We start from the raw sequence: 24,490 nt of genomic DNA, 5'->3' as shown, positions 1-24,490 counted from the left end.
ATTTTCATCTAATAATGGTGATATATAATTAATTAAAATTAATTGGCATAAAAAATAGAGGATCACAACAAGAATAAATTTCGTTCTGTTGGCCTTTTTTTGTAAAAAAGACTTTAAATTCAAAGTGTACTCCTCTTGCCTAATACAAGTCATAAAACTATTTCAAATAGCGATAAAATAATCACCTAAAGTAGGCAATCATAATAAATGAAAATCGAGATAAAAAAAGTATTTGATATTGATATCAACTAACAACTAGTTGAATAACAAGCAAGAATAATTAGAATTTAATATTCCTCTAAAGCATTCGCGTTGCATCGCAGCGATAAACGAAGCTATCCCAAGGAGCAGACAGAAGTCTGTGACTTGGGTAGCTAAGTGCCGTCAACAAAGAGGTCTCGTAAAGATATCGAGAAATGATCTAATTGAACCTCGACATTCCTCTAAAGCATTCGCGTTGCATCGCGGCGACAAGCGAAGCTATCCCAAGGAGCAKACAGAAGTMTGTGACTTGGGTAGCTAAGTGCCGTCAACAAAGAGGTCTCGTAAAGATATCGAGAAATGATCTAATTGAACCTCGACATTCCTCTAAAGCATTCGCGTTGCATCGCGGCGACAAGCGAAGCTATCCCAAGGAGCATACAGAAGTATGTGACTTGGGTAGCTAAGTGCCGTCAACAAAGAGGTCTCGTAAAGATATCGAGAAATGATCTAATTGAACCTCGACATTCCTCTAAAGCATTCGCGTTGCATCGCGGCGACAAGCGAAGCTATCCCAAGGAGCATACAGAAGTATGTGACTTGGGTAGCTAAGTGCCGTCAACAAAGAGGCAGCGTGAAGGATGACGAGGAATTGAGGGAATTATTGATTCTCAATCTTAGCCCAAGTATCCCTTAGCCCCACAGTACGGTTAAAAACTAACTGATCAGGGCTACTCAAACGGTTATCTACACAGAAATAACCTTCACGTTCGAACTGATATGGTTTATCTGCTGTTGCTTCGCGTAGACTTGGTTCCACAAAGCCTTGACGAATAACCAATGAATCTGGGTTAATCACTGACAAGAAATCATCTTCTGCGCCTGGATTTGGCACAGTAAACAATCTGTCATACAGACGAATTTCAGCTGGAAGTGCATGCGGAGCACTAACCCAATGAATAACGCCTTTTACTTTGCGTCCGTCTGCTGGGTCTTTATTCAACGTTTGCGGATCATAAGTACAGAAAATAGTTGTAATATTACCTTCTGCATCTTTTTCAACACGCTCTGCTTTAATAATATATGCATTACGCAAGCGCACTTCTTTGCCTAAAACTAAACGTTTATATTGGCGATTTGCTTCTTCACGAAAATCAGCACGATCAATATATATTTCACGGCTAAATGGTGCTTGACGCGTTCCCATCTCAGGTTTATTTGGATGGTTAGGCATTGTCAGAATTTCTTCACCTTCAGGCATATTCTCAATGACTAAACGTACTGGGTCGATAACAGCCATCGCACGTGGTGCATTTTCATTGAGATCATCACGAATACAAGATTCTAATGATGCCATTTCCACATTGTTATCTTGCTTTGTAACACCAATGCGTTTACAAAATTCGCGGATTGAAGCTGCGGTATAACCGCGACGACGTAGACCAGAAATTGTCAACATACGCGGATCATCCCAACCATCGACATGTTTTTCAGTCACTAATTGGTTGAGTTTACGCTTAGACATAACCGTATATTCAAGATTTAAGCGCGAAAATTCATACTGACGAGGATGACAATCAATAGTGATGTTATCCAACACCCAGTCATATAGGCGGCGGTTATCTTGGAATTCCAGTGTACATAATGAATGTGTGATCCCTTCCAGAGCATCAGAAATGCAGTGTGTGAAATCATACATTGGGTAAATACACCATTTATTACCTGTTTGGTGATGTTCTGCAAACTTGATACGGTAAAGAACGGGATCGCGCATGACAATAAAAGGTGACGCCATATCAATCTTCGCGCGTAAACATGCCTTACCTTCTTCGAATCCACCTGCACGCATTTTTTCAAATAACGTTAAGTTTTCTTCAACACTACGGTCGCGGTAAGGACTATTTTTACCTGGCTCTTTTAATGTTCCGCGATATTCACGAATTTGATCTGCACTTAGTTCATCAACATATGCCAAGCCTTTATTGATTAGCTCAATAGCATATTGATATAAAGCATCAAAATAATCAGAAGAGTAGCGAACGTCGCCGCTCCATTGGAAACCTAACCACTGCACATCGTGTTGAATTGAATTAACATATTCAACATCTTCTTTTACTGGGTTAGTATCATCAAAACGTAAATTGCACTGTCCCTGATAATCTTTCGCGATACCAAAATTCAGACAAATTGATTTTGCATGGCCGATATGTAAATAGCCATTGGGTTCTGGTGGAAAACGTGTGTGTACAGAAGTATGTTTCCCGTTCGCAAGATCTTCATCTATGATCTGACGGATAAAATTTGTTGGGCGAATATCTGCCTCATTCATTGTCATCATTCCTCAATGCCAAAAGCGCGTGATAGCTGAATATATTCTACCATAATCTGTCAGGAAACAACTGTTTGATTACTCACCGCGTTATACATCTCGCCACTTCTTTGTTAATTCGTCTAATTGAGATGATACTTTGACTTATGCAAAGACCATTACACCTAATACGATAAATAGTAATATTGGATAACTTTGAGCATGGCGTTTATCACTCAAATAAGGCATTAACAAACTTGCAAAACGGATGCCAAGCCAAGATGTAGCAATAAGAATTAATGCTGCCTTAATATAAATCATGCCAATAAAACCTTCACCTAATTCAATATGGTGAGCCAATGCAAAATAGAAGTAAGTCAACGTTCCAGTGATTGCCATAGGTAATGTTAAAGGATTCGCAAAGGCAGCTGCTTGGATCATACTGGCACCTCGCCTTCTCATTAAAGGCACGGTCATCACACTCCCGCCAACCCCTAAGAAAGCAGCAATAGCACCAATAACTATTCCTATCGGCGTATCAGCAAAGATGCCACCAGTTGATGTGCGAATACCTTCAGATTTCGTATTCATAAAACCTGGACGAAAAAGGCAATCTAAAATGGTTATCACCAAATAACCGATAAATACCCAACGTAACCAAGCACTATCAACAGAAAGTGCGGCAAAAGCACCGATAATTCCACCAAGAGAAATAGGAATAATGAATGGACGGATGATGCGCCAATCCAAATTACCTTTTTTATAATGAGCACGACTCGATATTGAAGCAGAAAAAATCATAACGCATGTTGAAGTAGCAACGGCAATTTGCATAGCAACACCACCAGCATCACTGTGTGTTCCCCAGACTAAAGTGATCAAGGCATAAAGAAGAGGTACAGTAATAAACCCGCCGCCAAAACCGAATAAAGCGGTAGTAATACCAGAAATAAAACCAAAAATACAAAGCAGTAGAGTCACAGATGAATCTCCATAAGTTATTATGGTTTTATCTTACAGAGAAGAAGTCATGCTGACTTACGCATATTTGACAAACTATTTCGAGATTCAGCCAAATTTAGGCCAGCGGCTACAGATATAAAAAAGAAAAAATATGCTGCTGACAAATAAATTATGTTTGCCAGTCATGTTGGTAGATTTAAAGATAGATGAGAATATTTGATTTTTTACTGATAATACAAAGCGGGAAAAGCATTGCTTCATCCCGCTTTGTTATTCACATACTCTTATTTCAGCACATTATAAATAACAGTTTCACCTGCTTTTACATGTCCTTTTGCTAAAATTTCAACACCTACAAAATCATCGATATTACTAATAATTACTGGGCTAATCATTGATTTTGCATTTGCTTCAAGAAAAGCGATGTCTAGTTTTAGAATTGGTGTGCCGGCTTTGACTTCACTACCTTCTTCAACTAATCGAGCACAACCTTCACCTTTTAAGGCAACAGTATCAATACCCATGTGAACAATCAGTTCAACACCATTTTCGGTTTCGATACAAAATGCATGGTTAGTTTCGAAAATTTTCACAACTGTACCTGAAACTGGCGCTAAAACCTCGTCACTTGTTGGTTTGATAGCAATACCATCACCCACAATGCGGCTTGAGAATGCTTCATCCGGTACATCATCTAATGAATAAACTTCACCACTAACTGGCGCAACTAGGGAAAGAAAGACTTCACCTTGTGCTTTTTCAGGCTCATTTACTTTGCTTATTTCTGGTGTAGAAACAGGCGCAGATGCAGCAATTGGCCCTTTCGCAATAACCTCTTTCATTGCACTTGCAATTAATTCGGCACGCGTACCAACAATGACTTGGACACTTTGTTTATTCAATCGAATAACACCCGATGCACCAAGGCGTTTTGTTACTGCATCATTTACTGCACTGGAATCTTTTACTGATAGGCGTAGACGAGTAATACATGCATCGATGCCTGTAATATTGTCACTACCACCAACAGCGGCAACATATTGGCGAGCTTCTTTTTGAATTTCAGTATCACTGGTATCTACAGGACTTAGATTCTCATCATAGCCATCAATAGTTTCGTCATCTGCTTTTTCTTCACGACCTGGGGTCAGTAATTTGAATTTGCGGATCATGAAACGGAATACAACATAATAGATACAGAAGAAGACTAAACCTTGAATAATCAGCATCCACCACTGTAATGCTAGTGGGTTACGTGATTGCAATAGCATATCTACCAGACCCGCACTAAAGCCAAAGCCTGAAATCCATTCCATCGTTGCAGCAATATAAATAGAAATCCCTGTTAATAAAGCATGGATAACATAAAGAACAGGTGCGACAAACATGAATGAGAATTCAAGTGGTTCAGTGATACCCGTAAAGAAGGCGGCGAATGCACCTGCAAGCATAATACCCGCAACTTTCGCTTTATTCTCAGGGCGTGCACAGTGATAAATCGCTAATGCCGCACCCGGTAAACCAAACATCATAATTGGGAAGAAACCCGCTTGGTAACGACCTGTAATACCAGGAATTGCTAGTCCTTCTTCAATGGATTTTGCACCACCAAGGAAATTAGGAATATCATTAATACCTGCAACATCAAACCAGAATACTGAGTTTAATGCATGGTGTAGGCCGACAGGAATAAGCAGGCGGTTAAAGAATGCGTAAATACCCGCACCGACAGATCCTAAATCTTTAATACTTTCACCAAATGAAACTAAGCCATTATAAACAATAGGCCATACATACATTAGAATGAAAGCAAGAATAATCATTAAGAAGGAGGTCAAGATTGGTACTAAACGACGCCCACTAAAGAATGACAATGCTTTTGGTAATTCAACACCACTATAACGGTTGTATAATTCAGCAGAGAGTACACCAACCAGAATCCCCACAAATTGGTTATTAATTTTACCAAATGCTGCTGGAACATTCTCGAGTGGAACACCCATTATCATTGAGTAAGCCGCAGGCGAACACAGGGTTGTTACGACCAAGAAACCAACAAACCCTGTCAGTGCCGCAGCACCATCTTTATCTTTTGACATGCCATAAGCAACACCGATTGCAAACAGTACAGACATATTATCAATAATTGCTGCACCAGATTTAATCAGTAAAGCCGCGATGGCGCTATTAGCTCCCCAACCATCTGGGTCAATCCAATAGCCGATCCCCATTAGGATCGCAGCAGCCGGTAGCACAGCAACAGGCACCATTAGTGCTCTACCAATCCGCTGTAAATAACTTAGTATATTCACAAACTCCCCCTTTATAGCCCAGTTTTAGTCCCATTTACGGGATCTTATTGTTCATACACCTTTATCATAGTTTAGGTGCTTGAGCGTAGCAATTTCATAGTCTAGTTTAATTTTTTCGCGTTGAAAAATAAATAGGTGTAATTTGTGACAAATATCAATCATATTGTTTAAATATTGACTAAATCAGTAGCCATTAAGCCAAACTTATTTTATTATTAAAAATAACTTATGTGCTAGATTTAGCCAAATGGCTAATAGAGAATCAATATACCCTGACATTTCCATTATTTATCGCATCAGGGTGTGTGCCTAAAAGTATTCAATTTGCATATTGTCTGCTCAGATACTATTTAGAATATGACAAATATAAATACATTATAGATTTCATAGGATTAAATCAGAGGAAAAAGTAACATGAGGCTTCTACCATTAAAAAATGCCGCTGCTGTTGGAACTTGGTCTGCACAATATATTGCAGATAAAATTAATGCTTTTAAACCAACGGCTGATCGCCCTTTTGTTTTAGGGCTACCAACAGGTAGCACACCGCTTGAAACCTATAAGGCGCTGATTAAACTGTACCAAGCAGGTAAAGTGAGTTTTAAACATGTTGTGACTTTCAACATGGATGAATATGTTGGTATTCCTGATAACCACCCACAAAGCTATCATACTTTTATGTATGAAAATTTCTTTAATCATGTTGATATTCAAAAAGAAAACATCAACTTACTTAACGGTAATGCACCTGATGTGGATGCAGAATGCCAACGTTATGAAGATAAAATAAAATCTTATGGCCAAATTAATTTGTTCATGGGCGGCGTGGGTAATGATGGACATATTGCATTTAATGAACCAGGTTCATCGTTGAATTCCCGTACTCGCATCAAAACATTAACACCAGAAACGCGTCTTGCAAATTCACGTTTCTTCAATAACGATGTTAATGAAGTTCCAAAATATGCACTGACAGTGGGTGTGGGAACGCTGATGGATGCAGATGAATTGATGGTATTAGCAACGGGCACAAACAAAGCAAATGCAGTACAAGCAGCCGTAGAAGGTTCTGTTAACCATTTATGGACCGTAACGTGTGTGCAGTTGCATCCAAAAGCAATTATTGTTTGTGATGATGCAGCAACCATAGAGCTGAAAGTCAAAACATTAAAATATTTTAGCCAGTTAGAATCTGACATTATCGAAGAATTTAACTAAATCGATCATCCTACTTGCTAAACCAAGTAGGTTATCACCTATTTTCTTTTTAAACGTCAGGAGATTAATTCATGTACGCACTTACTAATTGTATTATTTATACAGGTCACGAAAGATTAGACAATCATGCCGTCATTATTGATGGGGAATTCATAAAAGACATTTGTCCGATTGAACAACTTCCCACTGATATCAAACAGCATGATTTACAAGGTGCTTATCTTTCTCCTGGCTTTATTGACCTACAAGTTAATGGTTGTGGTGGTGTTCAATTCAATGATAACGAAGAAAACGTGACATTGAAGAATTTGGATATCATGCAAAAAGCTAACGAACGTACCGGGTGTACCAGCTTTCTACCTACTTTAATCACATGTTCAGATGAATTAATGAAACATGGCGTTGAAGTAATGGAAGAATATTTAAAAACGCATCATAACCAAGCACTGGGCTTACATCTTGAAGGCCCTTACATTAATCTGGTGAAAAAGGGACGCATAATCCTGCATTTATCCGTCAACCATCCGCAGAGATGATCCACTATTTAGCGTCTCATGCAGATGCGATAACTAAAATTACGCTTGCGCCAGAAATAGTTGACGAGCGTTATATTCGTGAACTTACTGATGCAGGCATTGTGGTTTCTGCTGGGCATTCAAACTCAACCTACGAAGAAGCTCGCCAAGGTTTCAAATCTGGCATTAGCTTCTCAACACACCTATTTAATGCAATGCCTTATGTTTCAGGTCGAGGCCCGGGTCTTATTGGTGCTATTTATGATACGCCAGAAGTGTACGCAGGCATCATCGCTGATGGTTTACACGTGCAATGGGCAAATATTCGTAACAGCAAGCGTCTAAAAGGTGATAGATTAGTTTTAGTTACGGACGCAACCGCTCCAGCAGGTATTGACCCTCAAACTGGTGAAATGGATCATTTTATCTTTGCAGGCAAAACCATATACTACCGCGATGGATTGTGTGTTGATGAAAACGGTACTCTCAGCGGATCATCACTAACAATGATTGAAGCAGTTAAAAATACAGTAGAACATGTTGGTATTGCGTTAGATGAAACATTAAGAATGGCAACACTCTATCCGGCTAAAGCCATTGGCGTTGATTCTCGCCTAGGTTCGATTGCTCCGGGGAAAATTGCAAACTTAACTGCCTTTAACCACGACTTCCAAGTCCTTTCAACATTTGTTAATGGAGAGGAAGTCTATAAAAAATGAGTAAATAGCTGATGAATCAAAATCACTCGCTGAAACAAATTGGTAATATTGATCTGGTAAAACAATTAAATAGTGCTGTGGTATATAGCCTGATTGACCAACATGGGCCTATTTCACGCATTCAGATCGCAGAACAAAGCCAGCTTGCACCAGCTAGTGTCACAAAAATTACTCGTCAGCTCCTCGAACGCGGCTTAATAAAAGAAGTCGACCAACAGGCCTCTACTGGAGGCCGTCGCGCCATATCTATCGTATCTGAGCATAAAAACTTTCATACGATAGGTGTGCGTCTTGGCCGTTATGATGCAACTATTGCCTTGTATGACCTCAATGGCAAGATGCTAACTGAGGCCCATTATCCCATTTCAGAGCCCTCTGTCGAAGCCGTTGAGCAAAAGCTTATTGCGGCAATTGAGGATTTTATTCAGTCAAACCAACGACGCATTAAAGAGCTAATTGCAATATCTGTAATATTGCCAGGTTTAGTTAATCCGCAAAACGGCACAGTTCACTATATGCCGCATATCAAAATGAGTTATTGGAGCCTTGTTGATAACTTGCAAAAACATTTTGAAATCACCTGCTATATTGGGCATGACATCCGCAGCCTTGCATTAGCTGAAAGCTATTTTGGCGCAACACAAGATTGCGAAGATTCACTGCTTGTCCGTATCCATCGTGGCGCAGGTGCTGGGATTATCATTAATAATGAAATTTTATTGAATCATCGTGGTAGTTTAGGTGAGATTGGTCATATTCAAGTTGATCCATTAGGGGAGCTTTGCCACTGTGGGAATTTTGGTTGCCTTGAAACTATCGCGTCAAATCAAGCTATTGAAAATCGAGTAAAACAACGCCTTGAACAAGGTTTTAATAGCTCTCTTACGCTCGAAGATTGCTCTATTCAGCGTATTTGCCAAGCCGCCAATAAAAATGATCCTCTCGCAACAGAAGTTATCCAGCATGTCGGACGCCAAATTGGTAAAGCTATTGCAATATCAATCAATTTATTTAACCCTGAAAAAGTCGTAATAGCGGGCGATATTACTGAGGCTGCACAAATATTACTTCCGGCGATACAAAGCTGCATTGATAGTCAAGCATTAAAAGGTTTTCGTGAAAATTTACCGATTGTCACTTCGAAATTAAAACACAATTCAGCAATTGGCGCTTTTGCCCTCACTAAACGTGCGATGCTTAACGGTGAATTACTGCAAAAGTTGCTTGATAATTAAATTTAATCATTGCGTTTTATCGCTAAACTTTCAGTAAATTATAGGGGAAGTTTGGCTTTTGATGATAATCTCTTGCTGAATAAAATATATTTATTAAATTGCCACAAGATGCTATTTAATCAATTATCAGCTTGTTTTTTGCTTTCTTTATCGACAAAATGATTATTCATCAAACAAATGAACGCTTTTTAACAAAAATAGTGAAAAAAGCGGTTGACTGAATCAACTGTAATTAGCATAATGCGCCCCGCAACGCCGATGAAGGTAATGCAAAAAGATGGCTATGTAGCTCAGCTGGTTAGAGCACAACACTCATAATGTTGGGGTCACAGGTTCGAATCCCGTCATAGCCACCATGTTTGCGGGAGTGGCGAAATTGGTAGACGCACCAGATTTAGGTTCTGGCGCCGCAAGGTGTGCGAGTTCAAGTCTCGCCTCCCGCACCATTATTGTTAATGGTTAATAGCAATAAATTTCCAATTGGGGTATCGCCAAGCGGTAAGGCACCAGGTTTTGATCCTGGCATTCCCAGGTTCGAATCCTGGTACCCCAGCCATCTTTTATCTTCTCTAGTAAAATTCTTTTTTATTCCATCTTTTATTAAAAACCTGAAATAAAATGACACCTGAGCCAAACTTAAGCGGTTATAAATCGTTTTTTCGCTTATTTCACCTCAATTATTAACATTTCTCTCTGTTTTTCGTTATAACCTACCTTCAAAATCCCATTTTATTGGTTATTCCCTTCTTGATTTATCCGATCTATTTCTCACTATCACGCAAATTTATTACATATCAACATTAAAAAATAACAGATAGAACAAATTATTTACCTTTGATTAATTTCACTATCAATTATGTGACTTTAGTCATTTTTTAATAACGCGTTATAGTGATAACCTTCGTGTGGTTTTTGGTTAGATCAGATTAATGGCTGATAGGATGTTCCGCTTATTGCCATTGACTCATTTTTTATCCAATTCATATCTCAAATTTTCAACATCTAAATAAGTCCAAATAAAAAGTACCAAAAACCTAATAATTATAAATTGCAGTGATGCAACATTTTACAGAGAAGATTTATGCGAAACCAAATTAAACAACCACTATATAAAATCCTATATGTTCAGGTTATTGTTGCCATCGTGCTAGGTATTGCACTTGGTCACTTTTTTCCTGATATAGGTGAATCATTAAAACCTCTTGGTGATGCATTCATCAAAATCGTCAAAATGATTATCGCTCCTGTCATCTTCTTAACCGTTGTGACGGGTATATCTGGCATGTCGAATATGAAAGCGGTTGGTAGTGTTGCGGGTAAAGCAATGCTCTATTTCATTACCTTCTCAACCGTTGCGCTCATTATTGGCCTTATTGTTTCAAATATTATCCGCCCAGGTGCTGGACTCAATATTGACCCATCAACGCTCGATAGTAGCAAAGTTGCAGGTTATGTTGAAAAAGCACATGAATCCTCCATTGTTAGCTTCTTAATGAATATCATTCCTGACACGGTTATTAGCCCATTAGTTAATGGTAATATCCTACAGGTGCTATTCATTGCTATTATTTTTGGCTTGGCACTGGCGGCTACAGGTAAACACGGCGAACCTATCGTTAAGTTACTACAGAACTTCTCTGAGCCTGTGTTCAAAATGGTTGCCATGCTGATGAAACTTGCGCCTATCGGTGCGTTTGGTGCAATGGCATTTACAATCGGTAAATATGGTATTTCATCTATCGGCAACTTAATGATGCTGATTTTGACTTTCTATATCACCTCATTACTGTTTGTTATCTTCGTACTCGGGGCAGTCGCCAAATACAATGGCTTCTCCATCATAGAGCTTATCAAATACATCAAAGATGAATTATGGTTAGTGCTAGGTACTTCTTCCTCAGAAGCTGCATTACCAAGCTTGATGAGAAAAATGGAGCATGCAGGTTGTGAAAAATCTGTCGTTGGTCTGGTTATTCCAACAGGGTATTCCTTTAACCTTGATGGCACAAACATCTATATGACCATGGCTGCTCTGTTTATTGCTCAGGCAACGAATATCGATTTAACTATTTGGGAACAAATATCGCTACTATTGGTTGCGATGATCAGTTCTAAAGGTGCTGCGGGTGTAACAGGTGCAGGGTTTATTACCTTAGCGGCAACATTAATGGTCGTTCCAAGCATTCCAGTTGCTGGTATGGCACTTATCCTTGGTATTGACCGTTTCATGTCTGAATGTCGTGCGCTAACAAACTTAGTGGGTAACGCATGTGCTTGTATCGTGGTTGCTCGTTGGGAAAAAGAGCTTGATACTGAAAAATTAGCTGCGGCATTCGCTGCTAAAGGTGAAAGTATTGATTCAATTATTACTGAAGACGACTTTGAGACTCCAGCACCAAAATCAGAACCACTTGATCTAGCAAACGATAAATAATCTAACTATTTTTAGTTAGCAAAATGCCGCAATTCAATTTGAACTGCGGCATTTTTCATTAAAGTCCTAAAGCATATTTTAAGGCGATCTTTTTCAATTCTCCTGCCCGCTGCGCGGCCATTAGACCTAAATTACGCGCAAATTTTAATCCGGGCAAACTCTCACTAAACGCCATATAAAAGAAATCCATTCCCGCTTGCATAGCTAAATTATCAGGTAGACGCCGGCGCTGATAACGTTTTAGCACTTCTAAAGAGTGCCATTGCTCAAGGTATTCTTTTGCCTGTGTTACCACTTTAAGTAACGTTTCTACATCCCGATAACCTAGATTAACCCCCTGCCCAGCTAGTGGGTTTATCGTATGAGCTGCATCACCGACTAAAGCGAGCCCTTCTACCACATAGCGATTGGCATGCTGACGCGTTAACGGAAAAGCACCTGAAGCATACGCTTTAATAGCACCTAAACGCTCAGGGAAAGCCTCTACGATAGCATCAGTGAGCTGTTCCATTGACATTGTTTGTAAACGGCGGATCTTCGCAGGACTGTCATACCAAACTAATGAAGCCCAATTATCATATAATGGTAAGAATGCTCTTGGTCCTGAAGGGAAAAATTGTTGCCAAGTTTTATCTTGTTGTTCCTCTGATGTTTGAACAGTAATCAGCATACAAGATTGTTGATATTGCCAACCACGACTACCAATACCGGATAGCTGGCGAACTTGTGAATTTGCACCATCAGCGCCAACAATCAATTTAGCTTGAAGATGGCGGCCATCATTAAGAACAATAACCCACTCTTTTTGTCCTGTAGGTTGATATAATTGATTAAATTTTGCGGGGCAGATCCGGTCAAGGTTAGTGTATTTTTCGCACTCTTGCCACAATGCTAATTGCAACACCTTGTTTTCAACCATAAATCCCAATTCAGGCAAACCGAGGCTTTGCGCATCAAAAATAACATTGCTTCCCGGCTCTTCCCACGTTTCAAGTTGGCGATAAGGCGTACACCGCATCGCTTCGACATGTTGCCAAGCGCCCAATTGCTTCAGAAAATCAACAGACGAGCTGCTAATTGCCGAAATCCGGACATCAGGTGGGCTTGTGGCATCAAAAGAACTTGGCGCTGCTTGTTCGAGTAAAGCAACGTGCAACCCTTCCTGTGCAAAACCTAAAGCTGCCGCTGCGCCAGTCATACCTGCACCAACCACGACAACATCATAATATTCTGTTACTTTATTCATTGCATTAGCTACTATTAACTGTTTGATTTATGTAGTGTACCGAAAAATTGTTGCTCTGACAGGGAATATCTCTGTTACAGACTCTGGTCACTGGCGCTTCAAATGAATACAATATGCGCTAATCTTTAAAACAATAGGCGATAGCCTGTCTCAGAAAGTGCGTAGCAATAATACTGCTTAATTAATAAAGATGAGCAGTTATTATTTTGACATTGTTTACATCATTGTGTGATGTCTATGATCAAAATTTGTGTACGCTTTCCCAAAACGGGACGGGACTTTGGATTTACAACGCGTTTCGGAGTCCATTACACTAGCCACTTCGAAAACACCGGATACTGAACATGTCGACGAATAAAAAGTTATATATTAAAACTTGGGGCTGCCAAATGAATGAGTACGACTCATCAAAAATGGCATCATTATTAGAAAGCACCCATGGCTACCAACTAACAGAAATTGCTGAAGAAGCGGATGTGCTATTACTCAATACATGTTCCATTCGTGAAAAAGCACAGGAAAAAGTTTTCCACCAGCTTGGACGTTGGAAATTTTTCAAAGACAGTAATCCTGACATTATCATTGGGGTTGGTGGCTGCGTTGCATCTCAAGAAGGTGATTTTATCCGTCAACGTGCGCCTAGCGTCGATATAGTTTTCGGACCGCAAACACTTCACCGCCTGCCGGAAATGATTAATCAAGTTAAAGGAACGCGTAGTCCTGTTATTGATATCAGCTTCCCTGAAATTGAAAAATTTGACCGCCTACCGGAACCAAAAGCAGAAGGTCCAACCGCTTTCGTTTCCATTATGGAAGGTTGTAATAAATATTGTACTTTCTGTGTGGTGCCTTATACCCGTGGTGAAGAAGTTAGCCGCCCTTGTGATGATATCTTATTTGAAATCGCACAATTAGCAGCTCAAGGTGTGCGTGAAGTTAACTTATTAGGCCAAAACGTTAACGCCTATCGTGGCGAAACTTTTGATGGTGAGATTTGCTCATTTGCTGAATTAATTCGTTTAGTTGCTGCAATTGATGGGATTGACCGCATCCGGTTCACCACTAGCCATCCAATTGAATTTACAGATGACATTATTGAAGTTTACGAAGATACGCCAGAATTAGTCAGCTATTTACATTTACCAGTACAAAGTGGTTCTGACCGTATTCTGACGCTAATGAAACGCGCGCATACTGCATTAGAATACAAAGCCATTATTCGTAAATTACGCAAAGCGCGTCCTGATATACTCATTAGTTCTGACTTCATTGTTGGTTTCCCTGGTGAAACAAATGATGATTTTGAAAAAACAATGAAACTGATTGCGGATGTGAATTTTGATATGAGCTTTAGTTTCGTTTACTCGGCAAGACCTGGAACACCAGCAGCCGATCTACCTGATGATGTGAGTGAAGAAGAGAAAAAACAGCGTTTATATCTTCTTCAACAACGTATCAACCAGCAAGCAATGAACTATAGCCGTTCTTTCTTAGGTACCACGCAACGTATTTTAGTTGAAGGGCCTTCACGTAAAAATGTAATGGAACTATCCGGCCGCACCGAAAATAACCGCGTTGTTAATTTTGAAGGCTCGCCAGAGATGATAGGGAAATTTGTTGACGTGGAAATTGTTGATGTTTACGCCAACTCTCTACGTGGAAAAGTTATTCGTACCGAAGACCAAATGGGCTTACGCGTAAGTGAATCACCCGCTTCCGTCATTGCAAGAACTCGTAAAGAAGATGAACTTGGCGTTGGTAGATACCAACCCTAAAGATAGGATACTCAGTGACCGATAAAAAACCATTGCAAATTGCAACACAAGAAATCTTTTTAGAGCCCGCAGATAATCAGCGTTTAATGAGCCTTTGCGGGCCATTTGATGACAATATCAAGCAGCTTGAACGCCGCCTTGCCATCGAAATTAACCGTCATGACAATCGTTTCAAATTGTCGGGCAAACCTCTCAACATCCAAGCGGCAAGTAAAATTTTACGCCAACTTTATGTTGATACAGCGCCAATTCGTGGTGTTATCCCTGATATTGACCCTGAACAAATTCATCTCGCGATATCTGAAAGCCGAGTTTTAGAACAGGCTGCGGATAGCGTTCCTGATTATGGTAAAGCTGTTAATATCAAAACAAAACGTGGTGTCGTTAAGCCACGAACACCAAATCAGGCACAATACATTGCTAATATATTAGATCATGATATTACGTTTGGTATTGGTCCTGCGGGAACAGGGAAAACTTACCTTGCCGTTGCCGCAGCTGTTGATGCATTAGAGCGCCAAGAAGTGCGTCGTATTTTACTCACCCGCCCTGCCGTTGAAGCAGGTGAAAAACTGGGCTTCTTACCGGGTGACCTTAGTCAAAAAGTCGACCCTTATTTACGTCCTTTATATGATGCTCTGTTTGAAATGCTTGGCTTTGAAAAAGTCGAAAAACTGATTGAGCGAAATGTCATTGAAGTTGCGCCATTAGCTTATATGCGTGGTAGAACACTCAATGATGCTTTTATCATCTTAGATGAAAGCCAAAACACCACTATTGAGCAGATGAAAATGTTCTTAACGCGCATTGGCTTCAATTCAAAAGCCGTTGTCACAGGTGATATCACACAGGTCGATTTACCGCGTGGCAATAAATCAGGCTTAAGACATGCGATTGAAGTTCTTTCTGGTGTTGATGAGCTCAGTTTCAATTTCTTCCATAGTGAAGATGTTGTGCGCCATCCTGTTGTTGCTAAAGTTGTTATCGCTTATGAAGCATGGGAAGAGCAAGACAACAAACGCCGCCAACAACTTCGAGAAGAAAAAGAGAAGCAAAAAGAGTTAGAAAATCAGGAACAGAATTAAATGAGTGAAATCATTCTTGATCTACAATTAGCCTGTGAAGATAACACAGGCTTACCCAGTGAAGCCCAATTTCAGCGTTGGTTAAATGCCGTTTTACCTAAATTTCAAGAACAGAGTGAAGTCACTATTCGCATTGTTGATGAAGAAGAAAGCCATCATTTAAACCTAACGTACCGAGGAAAAGACAAGCCAACAAATGTGCTATCTTTCCCATTTGAAGCACCACCTGAAATTGAATTACCATTACTTGGTGACTTAATTATTTGCCGCCAAGTTGTTGAACAAGAAGCAATAGATCAACAAAAAAGTGCGGAAGAACATTGGGCTCATATGGTTGTTCATGGTTGCCTACATTTATTAGGTTATGATCATATTGAAGATGATGAAGCAGAAGAAATGGAATCATTGGAAACTGAGATTTTAGCTGAATTAGGGTATGAAGATCCCTATATCGCAGAAAAAGAATGACCAATTAACTATTTTTATGCTAAATATTAATAGAGTAAGTGGAAGTGTGCTGTTTTTTTGAACTAGAATGATGATTGCATTTCCTTAAAATGCTTATTTTCAACATTAACGATTCAATAATAGCTCACTTCATTAATGGATATACAGTCACACATAATCAATTGAGTTGCATATAAGCTGTAAATTTTGCACTATTTGCCAGATTTAGCAGCAATTCGATAGTTTATGAATAATTTAATTACCTATTGGGGAATAACAAATAAAACGCCATGAGCGACGATAACTCTTCGAGTATTGACAACCCTGGTCCTAAGAAAGGGTTCTTTGCACTTTTAAACCACCTTTTCCACGGTGAACCTAAAAACCGCGGTGATTTGGTCGAACTCATTCGTGATTCTGAGCAAAACGACCTTATCGATCCCGATACTCGTGACATGTTAGAAGGTGTCATGGGCATTGCAGATCAGCGAGTGCGTGACATTATGATCCCTCGTTCACAAATTGTGACGTTGAAACGTAATCAAACACTTGATGAATGCCTTGATGTCATCATTGATTCCGCCCACTCTCGCTTTCCGGTCATTAGCGAAGATAAAGATCATATTGAAGGGCTATTAATGGCAAAAGATTTATTGCCATTTATGCGTACAGATGCAGAACCTTTTAGTATTGATAAAGTTTTACGGCAAGCTGTTGTTGTTCCTGAAAGTAAACGTGTCGATAGGCTATTAAAAGAGTTTCGTTCACTGCGCTATCATATGGCTATTGTTATTGATGAATTCGGCGGTGTATCAGGCTTAGTAACCATCGAAGATATCCTAGAACTTATTGTTGGTGAAATTGAAGATGAATATGATGATGAGGATGATGTTGATATTCGTCAACTCAGTCAACACTCTTATTCTGCAAGAGCACTAACCCAAATTGAAGATTTTAACGAAGCATTCGGCACCCACTTCAGTGATGAGGAAGTTGATACAATTGGTGGTTTAGTGATGCAAGCTTTCGGCCACTTGCCTTCTCGCGGCGAAACAATCACAATTGATAACTATCAATTTAAAGTTGCTATGGCAGATAGCCGTCGGATTATTTTACTTCATGTCAAAATTCCTGACGATGCGCCAGCACCTATTTTGGATGACGAAAAGATTTAATGAACTCAACTTCCTGTTACCAAAGCCAGTGGCTGCGAGTGCTGCTGGCTTTAATCTTCGGAGCCAGTGGAACACTGGCTTTTTCTCCATTTGACCTATGGCCATTAGCTCTCGTTTCTATTTTCTTTCTCCTGCTATTAACACTAAACCGTTCAGCAAAACAATCTTTTGTAATTGCTTTCGCATGGGGATTTGGTCTTTTTGGTTCTGGCGTCAATTGGGTATATGTCAGCATTGCTGATTTTGGTGGGATGCCTGAAGTCGTCAATATCCTACTGGTGATTTTACTCGCGGCTTACCTTTCTCTTTATACTGGGTTATTTGGTTACCTGCTGACTAAATTTTTTCCTAACCCAACTGTTTGGCGGTTAGTTTTTGCTGCACCCGCCATCTGGCAAATCACTGAATTTTTACGCGGTTGGGTATTAACTGGTTTTCCGTGGTTACAATTTGGTTATAGCCAAATCGATGGGCCAATAAAAGGGTTAGCCCCCATTTTTGGTATCGAAATGATGACACTGACACTATTTATTATTAGTGGATTGCTGGTTTTATCATTAGTTCGCCGCAGTATTAGTGCATTAGTTGTCGCAGCAATTATTTTATTTGCACCTATTTCTCTTAAAAATATTCATTGGTTCACTCTGCTTGAAGAAAAACAAACAGAAGTTGCACTCGTCCAAGGAAATATTCCACAAGCCCTTAAATGGGAAAATAAATATTTACAGCAGATAAAAGAGACCTATATCAAGCTTTCAAGCCCCTATATTGGCAAAGCATCGTTAATTATCTGGCCTGAATCTGCAGTGCCTTCAGTCGAATTAGATAACCAACACTGGCTAAAATCACTTGATACCGTATTATTAGAATCAGAAACTAAGTTAATCACCGGCATTGTTGATGCTCATTCATACAATGACCATTATCGTTTCTATAATAGTATTATTGTGTTAGGGGATAAAACACCCTACGTTTATCCAACCCAAAACCGCTACAATAAACATCACCTCGTGCCTTTTGGTGAATTTGTACCACTAGAAGACATTTTACGCCCTATTGCGCCTTTCTTTAATTTACCTATGTCAGGCTTTAGTAGAGGGGATTATCAACAACCTCAGCTAGTTGCGGGTAATATCCATTTAACACCAACAATTTGTTATGAAATTATTCTTGGAACTCAAGTTCGCGATAATTTCCAACCAGATAGTGATTATTTGCTCACTATTTCGAATGATGCTTGGTTTGGTAAATCAATAGGTCCTTGGCAGCATTTCCAAATGGCGCGGATGCGAGCACTTGAACTCGGTCGCCCATTACTTCGCGCGACCAATAATGGCATAACAGCAATTATTCGTGCAGATGGAACTATTCAAGCTGAATTACCACAATTTGAAGCGGCAACACTTGCTGCAACCATTATTCCAACAACGGGTCTAACACCTTATGCGCGCTGGAGTAATTGGCCTATGTGGGGAACTGTTGTGATCTTTTTATTCGTGGCATTCTCGTTTGGTCGATTCCGTAAATAAAACCGTACCAAATAGTTACTGAATAAACTGAATAGATAAGAGCAGCGATCCTATTTTTATTTTGGATTGATGCTCTTATTAAAATTGATTTGTAGACAATAAATAAGATGTTTAGCGAGTCTTGTCGGTAAAAATATTGATAGGTAAGCTTAGAAAGAAGCTAGCCAAAAGCGCGCTTTAATCCCCCATTCACTCGTCCAGCCCGTTGTAAAACTAGCTATCTTACCTTTATCAATGATCATAAAGGTTGGTGTTGCACTAATACCAACTGCATTAGAGAATTGACCATTCACATCATTAATAACAGGAAAATCTAGTCCTGCTTTGGTCATTCCAGCTAATAAACGCTGGCTATCACCCGAGCGTATTGCAATAGAAACAACAGGTATACCTGATTTTGCCAAATCTGAAACCATTGGTGACGTCATTTTACAGACACCACACCAAGTCGCCCAAAAGTAGACAACAACCGGCTGCTGCTCACTTAACTCAGCTAAAGAAATGGGCTCGCCTATCATCAGCTGTTGAGTCTCCAACAACAAAGGTGATAAGACTTTCGGCTTTCGCCAAAAATCCATTACCGCAAAGGCAATACACAAAATCACCACTAATATGACGATTTCTTTTGCCCATCTCTTTAGCTTGACCATCAATTATTTTATTTTTGCCAATTGTTCTTTAACAATTGCATCCAGCTGTTGAGAATCAATTGCACCAGGAATAATTTCATCACCAACTAATGTTGCTGGCGTACCATTAACGCCCAACTTTTCTGCTAATTCCATGTTTTTACGAATAGTCTTGCTACTCTTTTCATTTGCTACCAATTTCTCATTACCTGTTGCTTTTAATGCTTGTTTAATATTTTCTTCAGTCAACATTCCTTGTTTTTGCATAAATTTCTCATGCAATGCTTGGAATGCTTTTGGATCTTTTTCCCACAAGGTTAAAACTAATTGTGATGACTCCAGAGATGTTTGCCCTTTAAAAGGTAGAGGCTTGATAACCACCGCCACTTCTGGGTATTTTTTCACTATCTCTTCAAGCTGAGGATCAAAACGCTTACAGAATGGGCAGTTATAGTCAGTAAAATTCACCAGTACTAGTTTTGCATCTTTAGCACCTAGGCGCGGACTTGCAGGATCATTAAACAAAGCATCGTGCTCACTCTTAATGGTAGATGCTACTTGCTCTTGTTGCTTTTCTGCTTTTTGAGATTGCAATGCAACAATAGCTTCTTCTAAAATTTCAGGGTTCTTAATTAAAGTATCACGAACCAACTGACGGACTTGAGCTTCTTGATCAGCAGTTAATGGAGCCGCATGAGCAGTTGCACCTAGCATTAACGACGAAAATAAAACCGCTAAAATCGTTTTTTTCATTTTTTGGCTCCTTTGGCCTCATTCATAATTGATATTAAAGCATCACGATCAAGTATTGTTGACAGTATTTCACCCTCTGCCAACGAAGGGCCATAGATTTGGTTAAATGGAACAGCAACCTGTCCTCGTTTCTTTAAAAACTCAGTAATTTCCGAGGATGGCTTGGTCCAGTCGCCCCTTAATGCTACCACATCAGGTTGACTTAAAAGTTGTTGAACATCGTCCCTTAACAAGACGTTATATTTATTTGCTTTACAGGTTACACACCAATCAGCAGTAACATCAATGAATACACGCTTGTGTTCTGCTAGTGCTTGCACAATGGCTTCTTCACTTAACGGCTGCCACTCAATTTTATCCTGAATTAATGAGCTATTTACTGAGCTATGGCCGTTATTCATCCACACAAAACCACCAGCCAGTACGCCAAATAAGACGAAAGCCATAACCGCGGTACGTAAATGGTATTTTTTAGCAATAAATATCATCAACAGTAATAGGAAAATAATAACTATTGCGAATACATAACTTTCACCGAAATATGGGATTAGTAACCCAATTAGCCATAAGCATGAAAGCAGCATCATGATTCCAAGCACGGCTCTCAATTTTGCCATCCAAGCACCAGGCTTTGGTAATAAGCGGGATATAGCGGGGAAAGCTGCGATCAATAACCAAGGCAAACTCATCCCTAGACCTAGCGCTGTAAAAATCAACCATAGCTCTTCAAGAGGAGCGGCTAATGCAAATGCAACCGCTGTGCCCAAAAAAGGTGCAGAGCAAGGCGTTGCTAATAGTGTTGCAAACACGCCTTGCCAAAAATGCCCGCTATTGCCATGACCGCCCGCCATTGCTATACGTGTATTCGTTTTGCTATTAAGTTGGATTTCAAATAAGCCAAAAAGATTCGCGGTAAATAGCCCTGTAATAATGACCATAAACCCAATAAACCACGGATTTTGAAATTGAATTCCCCAGCCAACGGCTTGCTGTCCAATGCGCAATAATGTCATTAGTAAGGCTAGAAGCCAAAATGAGACTAAAATCCCTGAAGATGACAATAAGAATTGACGGCGGATCGTTTTTTGCTCACCTTGTGGCACCATTAAAACTGAACCAAGTTTCATGGCTAGCACAGGTAAAACACAAGGCATGAGGTTTAAAATTAAGCCACCAAGCAAGGCAAAAACTAAAATTTGCCACAAAGAGATCGTTGTACTTTCTGTTGGTTGTGAAACAACATTATGACTCTCTGAGATAGCGGCAATTTTTGTGTTAACTTGCTGAGAAAGCTCACCATCCGTCACCACAAAAGAGAGTTTTTCTCCCGTAAGATCTGGTGCTTTTCCGCCCCAATCATCTTTAACATCAATTGTTGCTGTTAATTTATCACCAGAAACATGAATTCGAGGCTCACTTAACGTTGTTCCTTCCGGCAAATCGGTGAAAATATCAGCATTTTCACGCCAATGACTCCCACCTACTTTCTGCAAATTAATTGTTAATTGGTCTTCAGCAAAACCAACATCATAGTTATGAACTAATCCTGTTGTAGGTGGGACTTTCCCTTTAGCCTGATTAAATGCCCATTCAAAATCATCAGGTTCCGGCTCTGTTAAATCAAGCTCGAAAGGATAATCCGTCAACACACAAACATTGCTACACGTTGATAGAGTTAATGTTCCTGATAATTTATCAAGTTCTTCATCGCTATTGATAATGATAGGGAAAATAGGATTTCCCATATAACCTTGAGTTGAAATCCCTTCTACATTAAAACGGCTAGGTGCAGGCCATAACCAATCCATCTGGTTTACAGGAGATTGCCACTCAATTTCAGGAGCAATCCCTCCTTCTCCCGGAGAACGCCAATAGGTTTTCCAGCCATCTTGCAGTTGTACATCTAATAATAAAGCGACCTTCCCATTTTTTTGGGAAGAGCTTAACAAACGCACTTGCGCATGATCATTATGTTTATCAGTCAACCATCCTGTATCTGCGGCGGAAACAATGCCCGAAAACAGTGCTGATAATATGATTAACACATTAATTAAAAAACGCATAATTCCTCCAGAATAAAACACACCGACTCTTTGAACGCAGTGGTGCTCTAATCTCGGAGATTACAAAACTGCAAATGGAGCCTAACATTTGGCGGGGGGTATTTTTTTCACGATGGGCTTGACGCGAGAATAGATGGGTACAAAACAGACTCAATGCCGCAATAGCAATGAGTAAAAAAGTCATAGGTTCAACAATAGAAGGTAATACTGTGAACAGTGATTTAGCACTTAACTCACAGGAAGATAGCTGGACTTGGCTATTATTTAGTTCGAAATCACCTGACTGTAAAGTCAGTTTTTTCTCATTAAGCTGATGAATATTCGTTAATTCTTGTGAAGAATTTTGGGCAAATAGGTACTTTCCAACGGCTCTTTGATTCATACAAAGTAACACCATCAGACAGGCTAATAATACTAATCCTTTTCCTAGCTTAAGTTGCCTGTTCATGCCTATCTTTATCTATTTCTCCAGAGAAAACATCTTAATAACACATTGTAAGCAACTCAGTCGTAGCTAACGATAAGAATTCAGCTCAAAATTTAATAAACGAAAATGAGCCTACATCTTACACAGCAAATAACTTGGTACAAGCGGCATCATCTAACTTTACAAATCTTAAATTTTCATCATTGCTTTTAATAAAAACAAAAGTGGCATGATAGATGCATTAACTCTATGTAAATATGAAAACGATATCTTAGCTTCACCATTATGGTGCGGAATATAGTGAGAAATTTCACTTTTAGAGAATCGCTTCCCATTAATAGTGCGAAAAATCAGGAATGTTCTAAATATTATGCGAGACAGCTCCCGATTCTGAAACAATTCGTTTTCATTAATTAACATTTTTATTTAATTTTTAACATTAATTAAACATATGACTAATGATTGCGACTTTTTATAAATCGACGAGACATTAGCAAGCAAAACACACATGAGCTAGATACCCGAGCTTAGAAAGGAGCTGTAATATGCGTATGAGCAAGATTGTATTATCTATGATGATGTTAGGTGCAACCTGCGCTGTTCAAGCTGATGAACTAACAGGTACGCTGAAGAAAGTTAATGACAATGGCGTCATTGTCGTCGGACATCGCGAATCTTCAGTTCCATTTTCTTATTATGATAACAACCAAAAAGTTGTGGGTTATTCACAAGATTACTCTAACGAAATTGTTGAAGCTGTTAAGAAAAAGCTCAACAAACCTGACCTTGAAGTCAAACTAATTCCTATTACATCACAAAATCGTATCCCACTACTTCAAAATGGTACTTATGATTTTGAATGCGGATCAACAACCAATAACTTAGAAAGACAAAAACAAGCTGCATTCTCCAATACTATTTTCGTTGTGGGTACTCGCCTACTCACTAAAAATGACACAGGTGTCAAAGATTTTGCGGATTTAGCAGGTAAAAACGTCGTTGTTACCTCCGGTACAACCTCTGAAGTTCTGCTAAATAAGCTTAATGATGAGAAAAATATGAAAATGCGCATCATCAGCGCAAAAGATCATGGTGACTCATTCCGGACTCTAGAATCAGGTCGTGCTGTTGCGTTTATGATGGATGATGCATTGCTTGCTGGCGAACGTGCGAAAGCGAAAAAACCCGATATTTGGGAAATCGTTGGAACTCCACAAACTGAAGAAGCTTACGGTTGTATGCTGCGCAAAGATGATCCTGAGTTTAAAAAACTAGTCGATGAAACTATTGCTAACGCACAAACTTCCGGCACAGCAGAGAAATCCTTTGAGCGCTGGTTCAATCAACCTATTCCACCTAAAAACCTAAACTTAAAATTCACCTTATCTGATGAAATGAAAACATTATTCAAATCACCAAATGATAAAGCTTTAAACTAATTAAAAAAACAAACAGG

At 39.5% G+C, this 24,490-nt stretch carries 17 protein-coding genes, 3 tRNA genes and 1 pseudogene; 13 read left to right on the top strand and 8 right to left on the bottom strand.

Annotated features, from left to right (window positions below):
- Window positions 1-862: 862 nt before the first annotated feature.
- From glnS to nagE, 3 genes are all read right to left on the bottom strand, one after another.
- The gene (gene glnS / locus OO7_RS05920; RefSeq protein WP_008915045.1) at window positions 863-2,530 is read right to left on the bottom strand and encodes a glutamine--tRNA ligase; all 1,668 of its coding nucleotides are present in this window, start codon (window positions 2,528-2,530) and stop codon (window positions 863-865) included.
- 144 nt (window positions 2,531-2,674) lie between these two features.
- Window positions 2,675-3,490: a sulfite exporter TauE/SafE family protein gene (locus tag OO7_RS05915; protein WP_008915044.1), complete on the bottom strand. Its 816-nt coding sequence runs from the start codon at window positions 3,488-3,490 to the stop codon at window positions 2,675-2,677.
- 266 nt (window positions 3,491-3,756) lie between these two features.
- The gene (gene nagE, locus OO7_RS05910; RefSeq protein WP_008915043.1) at window positions 3,757-5,784 is read right to left on the bottom strand and encodes an N-acetylglucosamine-specific PTS transporter subunit IIBC; all 2,028 of its coding nucleotides are present in this window, start codon (window positions 5,782-5,784) and stop codon (window positions 3,757-3,759) included.
- A gap of 414 nt (window positions 5,785-6,198) precedes the next feature.
- Between nagE and nagB the strand changes: the two genes are divergently transcribed.
- The 7 genes and pseudogenes from nagB (at window position 6,199) to OO7_RS05870 (ending at window position 11,905) form a co-directional block, all read left to right on the top strand.
- Window positions 6,199-7,002 (top strand): glucosamine-6-phosphate deaminase, encoded by an 804-nt coding sequence (nagB, locus tag OO7_RS05905; RefSeq protein WP_008915042.1) that lies wholly within the window; start codon window positions 6,199-6,201, stop codon window positions 7,000-7,002.
- Between the two features lie 71 nt (window positions 7,003-7,073).
- Window positions 7,074-8,236 (top strand): annotated as a pseudogene (gene nagA, locus OO7_RS16435) (N-acetylglucosamine-6-phosphate deacetylase).
- A gap of 11 nt (window positions 8,237-8,247) precedes the next feature.
- Window positions 8,248-9,471 carry a DNA-binding transcriptional regulator NagC gene (nagC, locus tag OO7_RS05890; RefSeq protein ID WP_008915041.1) on the top strand — a complete coding sequence of 408 codons (1,224 nt, stop codon included), beginning with the start codon at window positions 8,248-8,250 and terminating at the stop codon, window positions 9,469-9,471.
- A 279-nt stretch (window positions 9,472-9,750) separates the two neighbouring features.
- Window positions 9,751-9,827: transfer RNA gene (locus OO7_RS05885), tRNA-Met, on the top strand.
- A gap of 5 nt (window positions 9,828-9,832) precedes the next feature.
- Window positions 9,833-9,917, top strand: a tRNA-Leu gene (locus OO7_RS05880).
- A 35-nt stretch (window positions 9,918-9,952) separates the two neighbouring features.
- Window positions 9,953-10,027: transfer RNA gene (locus tag OO7_RS05875), tRNA-Gln, on the top strand.
- Between the two features lie 537 nt (window positions 10,028-10,564).
- Window positions 10,565-11,905: a dicarboxylate/amino acid:cation symporter gene (locus OO7_RS05870; protein ID WP_236620687.1), complete on the top strand. Its 1,341-nt coding sequence runs from the start codon at window positions 10,565-10,567 to the stop codon at window positions 11,903-11,905.
- Window positions 11,906-11,963: 58 nt separating this feature from the next.
- On the opposite strand, the gene ubiF is transcribed toward OO7_RS05870, so the two are convergent.
- Window positions 11,964-13,151, bottom strand: coding sequence for a 3-demethoxyubiquinol 3-hydroxylase (ubiF, locus tag OO7_RS05865; RefSeq protein ID WP_008915039.1), 1,188 nt, complete (start codon window positions 13,149-13,151; stop codon window positions 11,964-11,966).
- A 344-nt stretch (window positions 13,152-13,495) separates the two neighbouring features.
- On the opposite strand from ubiF, the gene miaB reads away from it, so the two are divergent.
- The 5 genes from miaB (at window position 13,496) to lnt (ending at window position 19,162) form a co-directional block, all read left to right on the top strand.
- On the top strand, window positions 13,496-14,926 hold the full coding sequence (gene miaB / locus OO7_RS05860) for a tRNA (N6-isopentenyl adenosine(37)-C2)-methylthiotransferase MiaB (RefSeq protein WP_008915038.1): 1,431 nt from the start codon (window positions 13,496-13,498) through the stop codon (window positions 14,924-14,926).
- A 32-nt stretch (window positions 14,927-14,958) separates the two neighbouring features.
- Window positions 14,959-16,011, top strand: coding sequence for a PhoH family protein (locus OO7_RS05855; protein WP_008915037.1), 1,053 nt, complete (start codon window positions 14,959-14,961; stop codon window positions 16,009-16,011).
- Window positions 16,012-16,479, top strand: coding sequence for an rRNA maturation RNase YbeY (gene ybeY / locus OO7_RS05850; protein ID WP_008915036.1), 468 nt, complete (start codon window positions 16,012-16,014; stop codon window positions 16,477-16,479).
- Between the two features lie 269 nt (window positions 16,480-16,748).
- Complete coding sequence (gene corC / locus OO7_RS05845; RefSeq protein WP_008915035.1) at window positions 16,749-17,633, top strand: CNNM family magnesium/cobalt transport protein CorC; 885 nt, start codon at window positions 16,749-16,751, stop codon at window positions 17,631-17,633.
- Window positions 17,633-19,162 (top strand): apolipoprotein N-acyltransferase, encoded by a 1,530-nt coding sequence (gene lnt, locus OO7_RS05840; protein ID WP_008915034.1) that lies wholly within the window; start codon window positions 17,633-17,635, stop codon window positions 19,160-19,162. The genes corC and lnt overlap by 1 nt, the downstream gene beginning before the upstream one ends.
- 149 nt (window positions 19,163-19,311) lie before the next feature.
- Here the strand turns inward: lnt and OO7_RS05835 are convergent, their stop codons facing one another.
- Genes OO7_RS05835 through OO7_RS05820 form a run of 4 tightly spaced genes read right to left on the bottom strand, consistent with a single transcriptional unit; the run spans window position 19,312 to window position 23,055 of the window.
- Window positions 19,312-19,812, bottom strand: coding sequence for a protein disulfide oxidoreductase (locus OO7_RS05835; RefSeq protein ID WP_008915033.1), 501 nt, complete (start codon window positions 19,810-19,812; stop codon window positions 19,312-19,314).
- 3 nt (window positions 19,813-19,815) lie between these two features.
- A complete protein-coding gene (locus OO7_RS05830; RefSeq protein ID WP_008915032.1) occupies window positions 19,816-20,544 on the bottom strand; it encodes a DsbA family protein in 729 nt (242 codons plus the stop codon).
- Window positions 20,541-22,607: a protein-disulfide reductase DsbD family protein gene (locus OO7_RS05825; RefSeq protein WP_008915031.1), complete on the bottom strand. Its 2,067-nt coding sequence runs from the start codon at window positions 22,605-22,607 to the stop codon at window positions 20,541-20,543. Before OO7_RS05825 ends, OO7_RS05830 begins: the two co-directional genes overlap by 4 nt.
- The gene (locus OO7_RS05820; protein WP_236620675.1) at window positions 22,591-23,055 is read right to left on the bottom strand and encodes a metal resistance protein; all 465 of its coding nucleotides are present in this window, start codon (window positions 23,053-23,055) and stop codon (window positions 22,591-22,593) included. Before OO7_RS05820 ends, OO7_RS05825 begins: the two co-directional genes overlap by 17 nt.
- Before the next feature lie 524 nt (window positions 23,056-23,579).
- Here OO7_RS05820 and OO7_RS05815 point away from each other — a divergent pair.
- Window positions 23,580-24,473, top strand: coding sequence for an amino acid ABC transporter substrate-binding protein (locus OO7_RS05815; protein WP_008915029.1), 894 nt, complete (start codon window positions 23,580-23,582; stop codon window positions 24,471-24,473).
- The last annotated feature ends 17 nt before the right edge of the window (window positions 24,474-24,490 follow it).

The sequence above is a fragment of the Providencia sneebia DSM 19967 genome (assembly GCF_000314895.2).
Classification (GTDB): Bacteria; Pseudomonadota; Gammaproteobacteria; order Enterobacterales; family Enterobacteriaceae; genus Providencia; species Providencia sneebia.
This window is presented reverse-complemented; position numbering and strand designations above follow the sequence as displayed.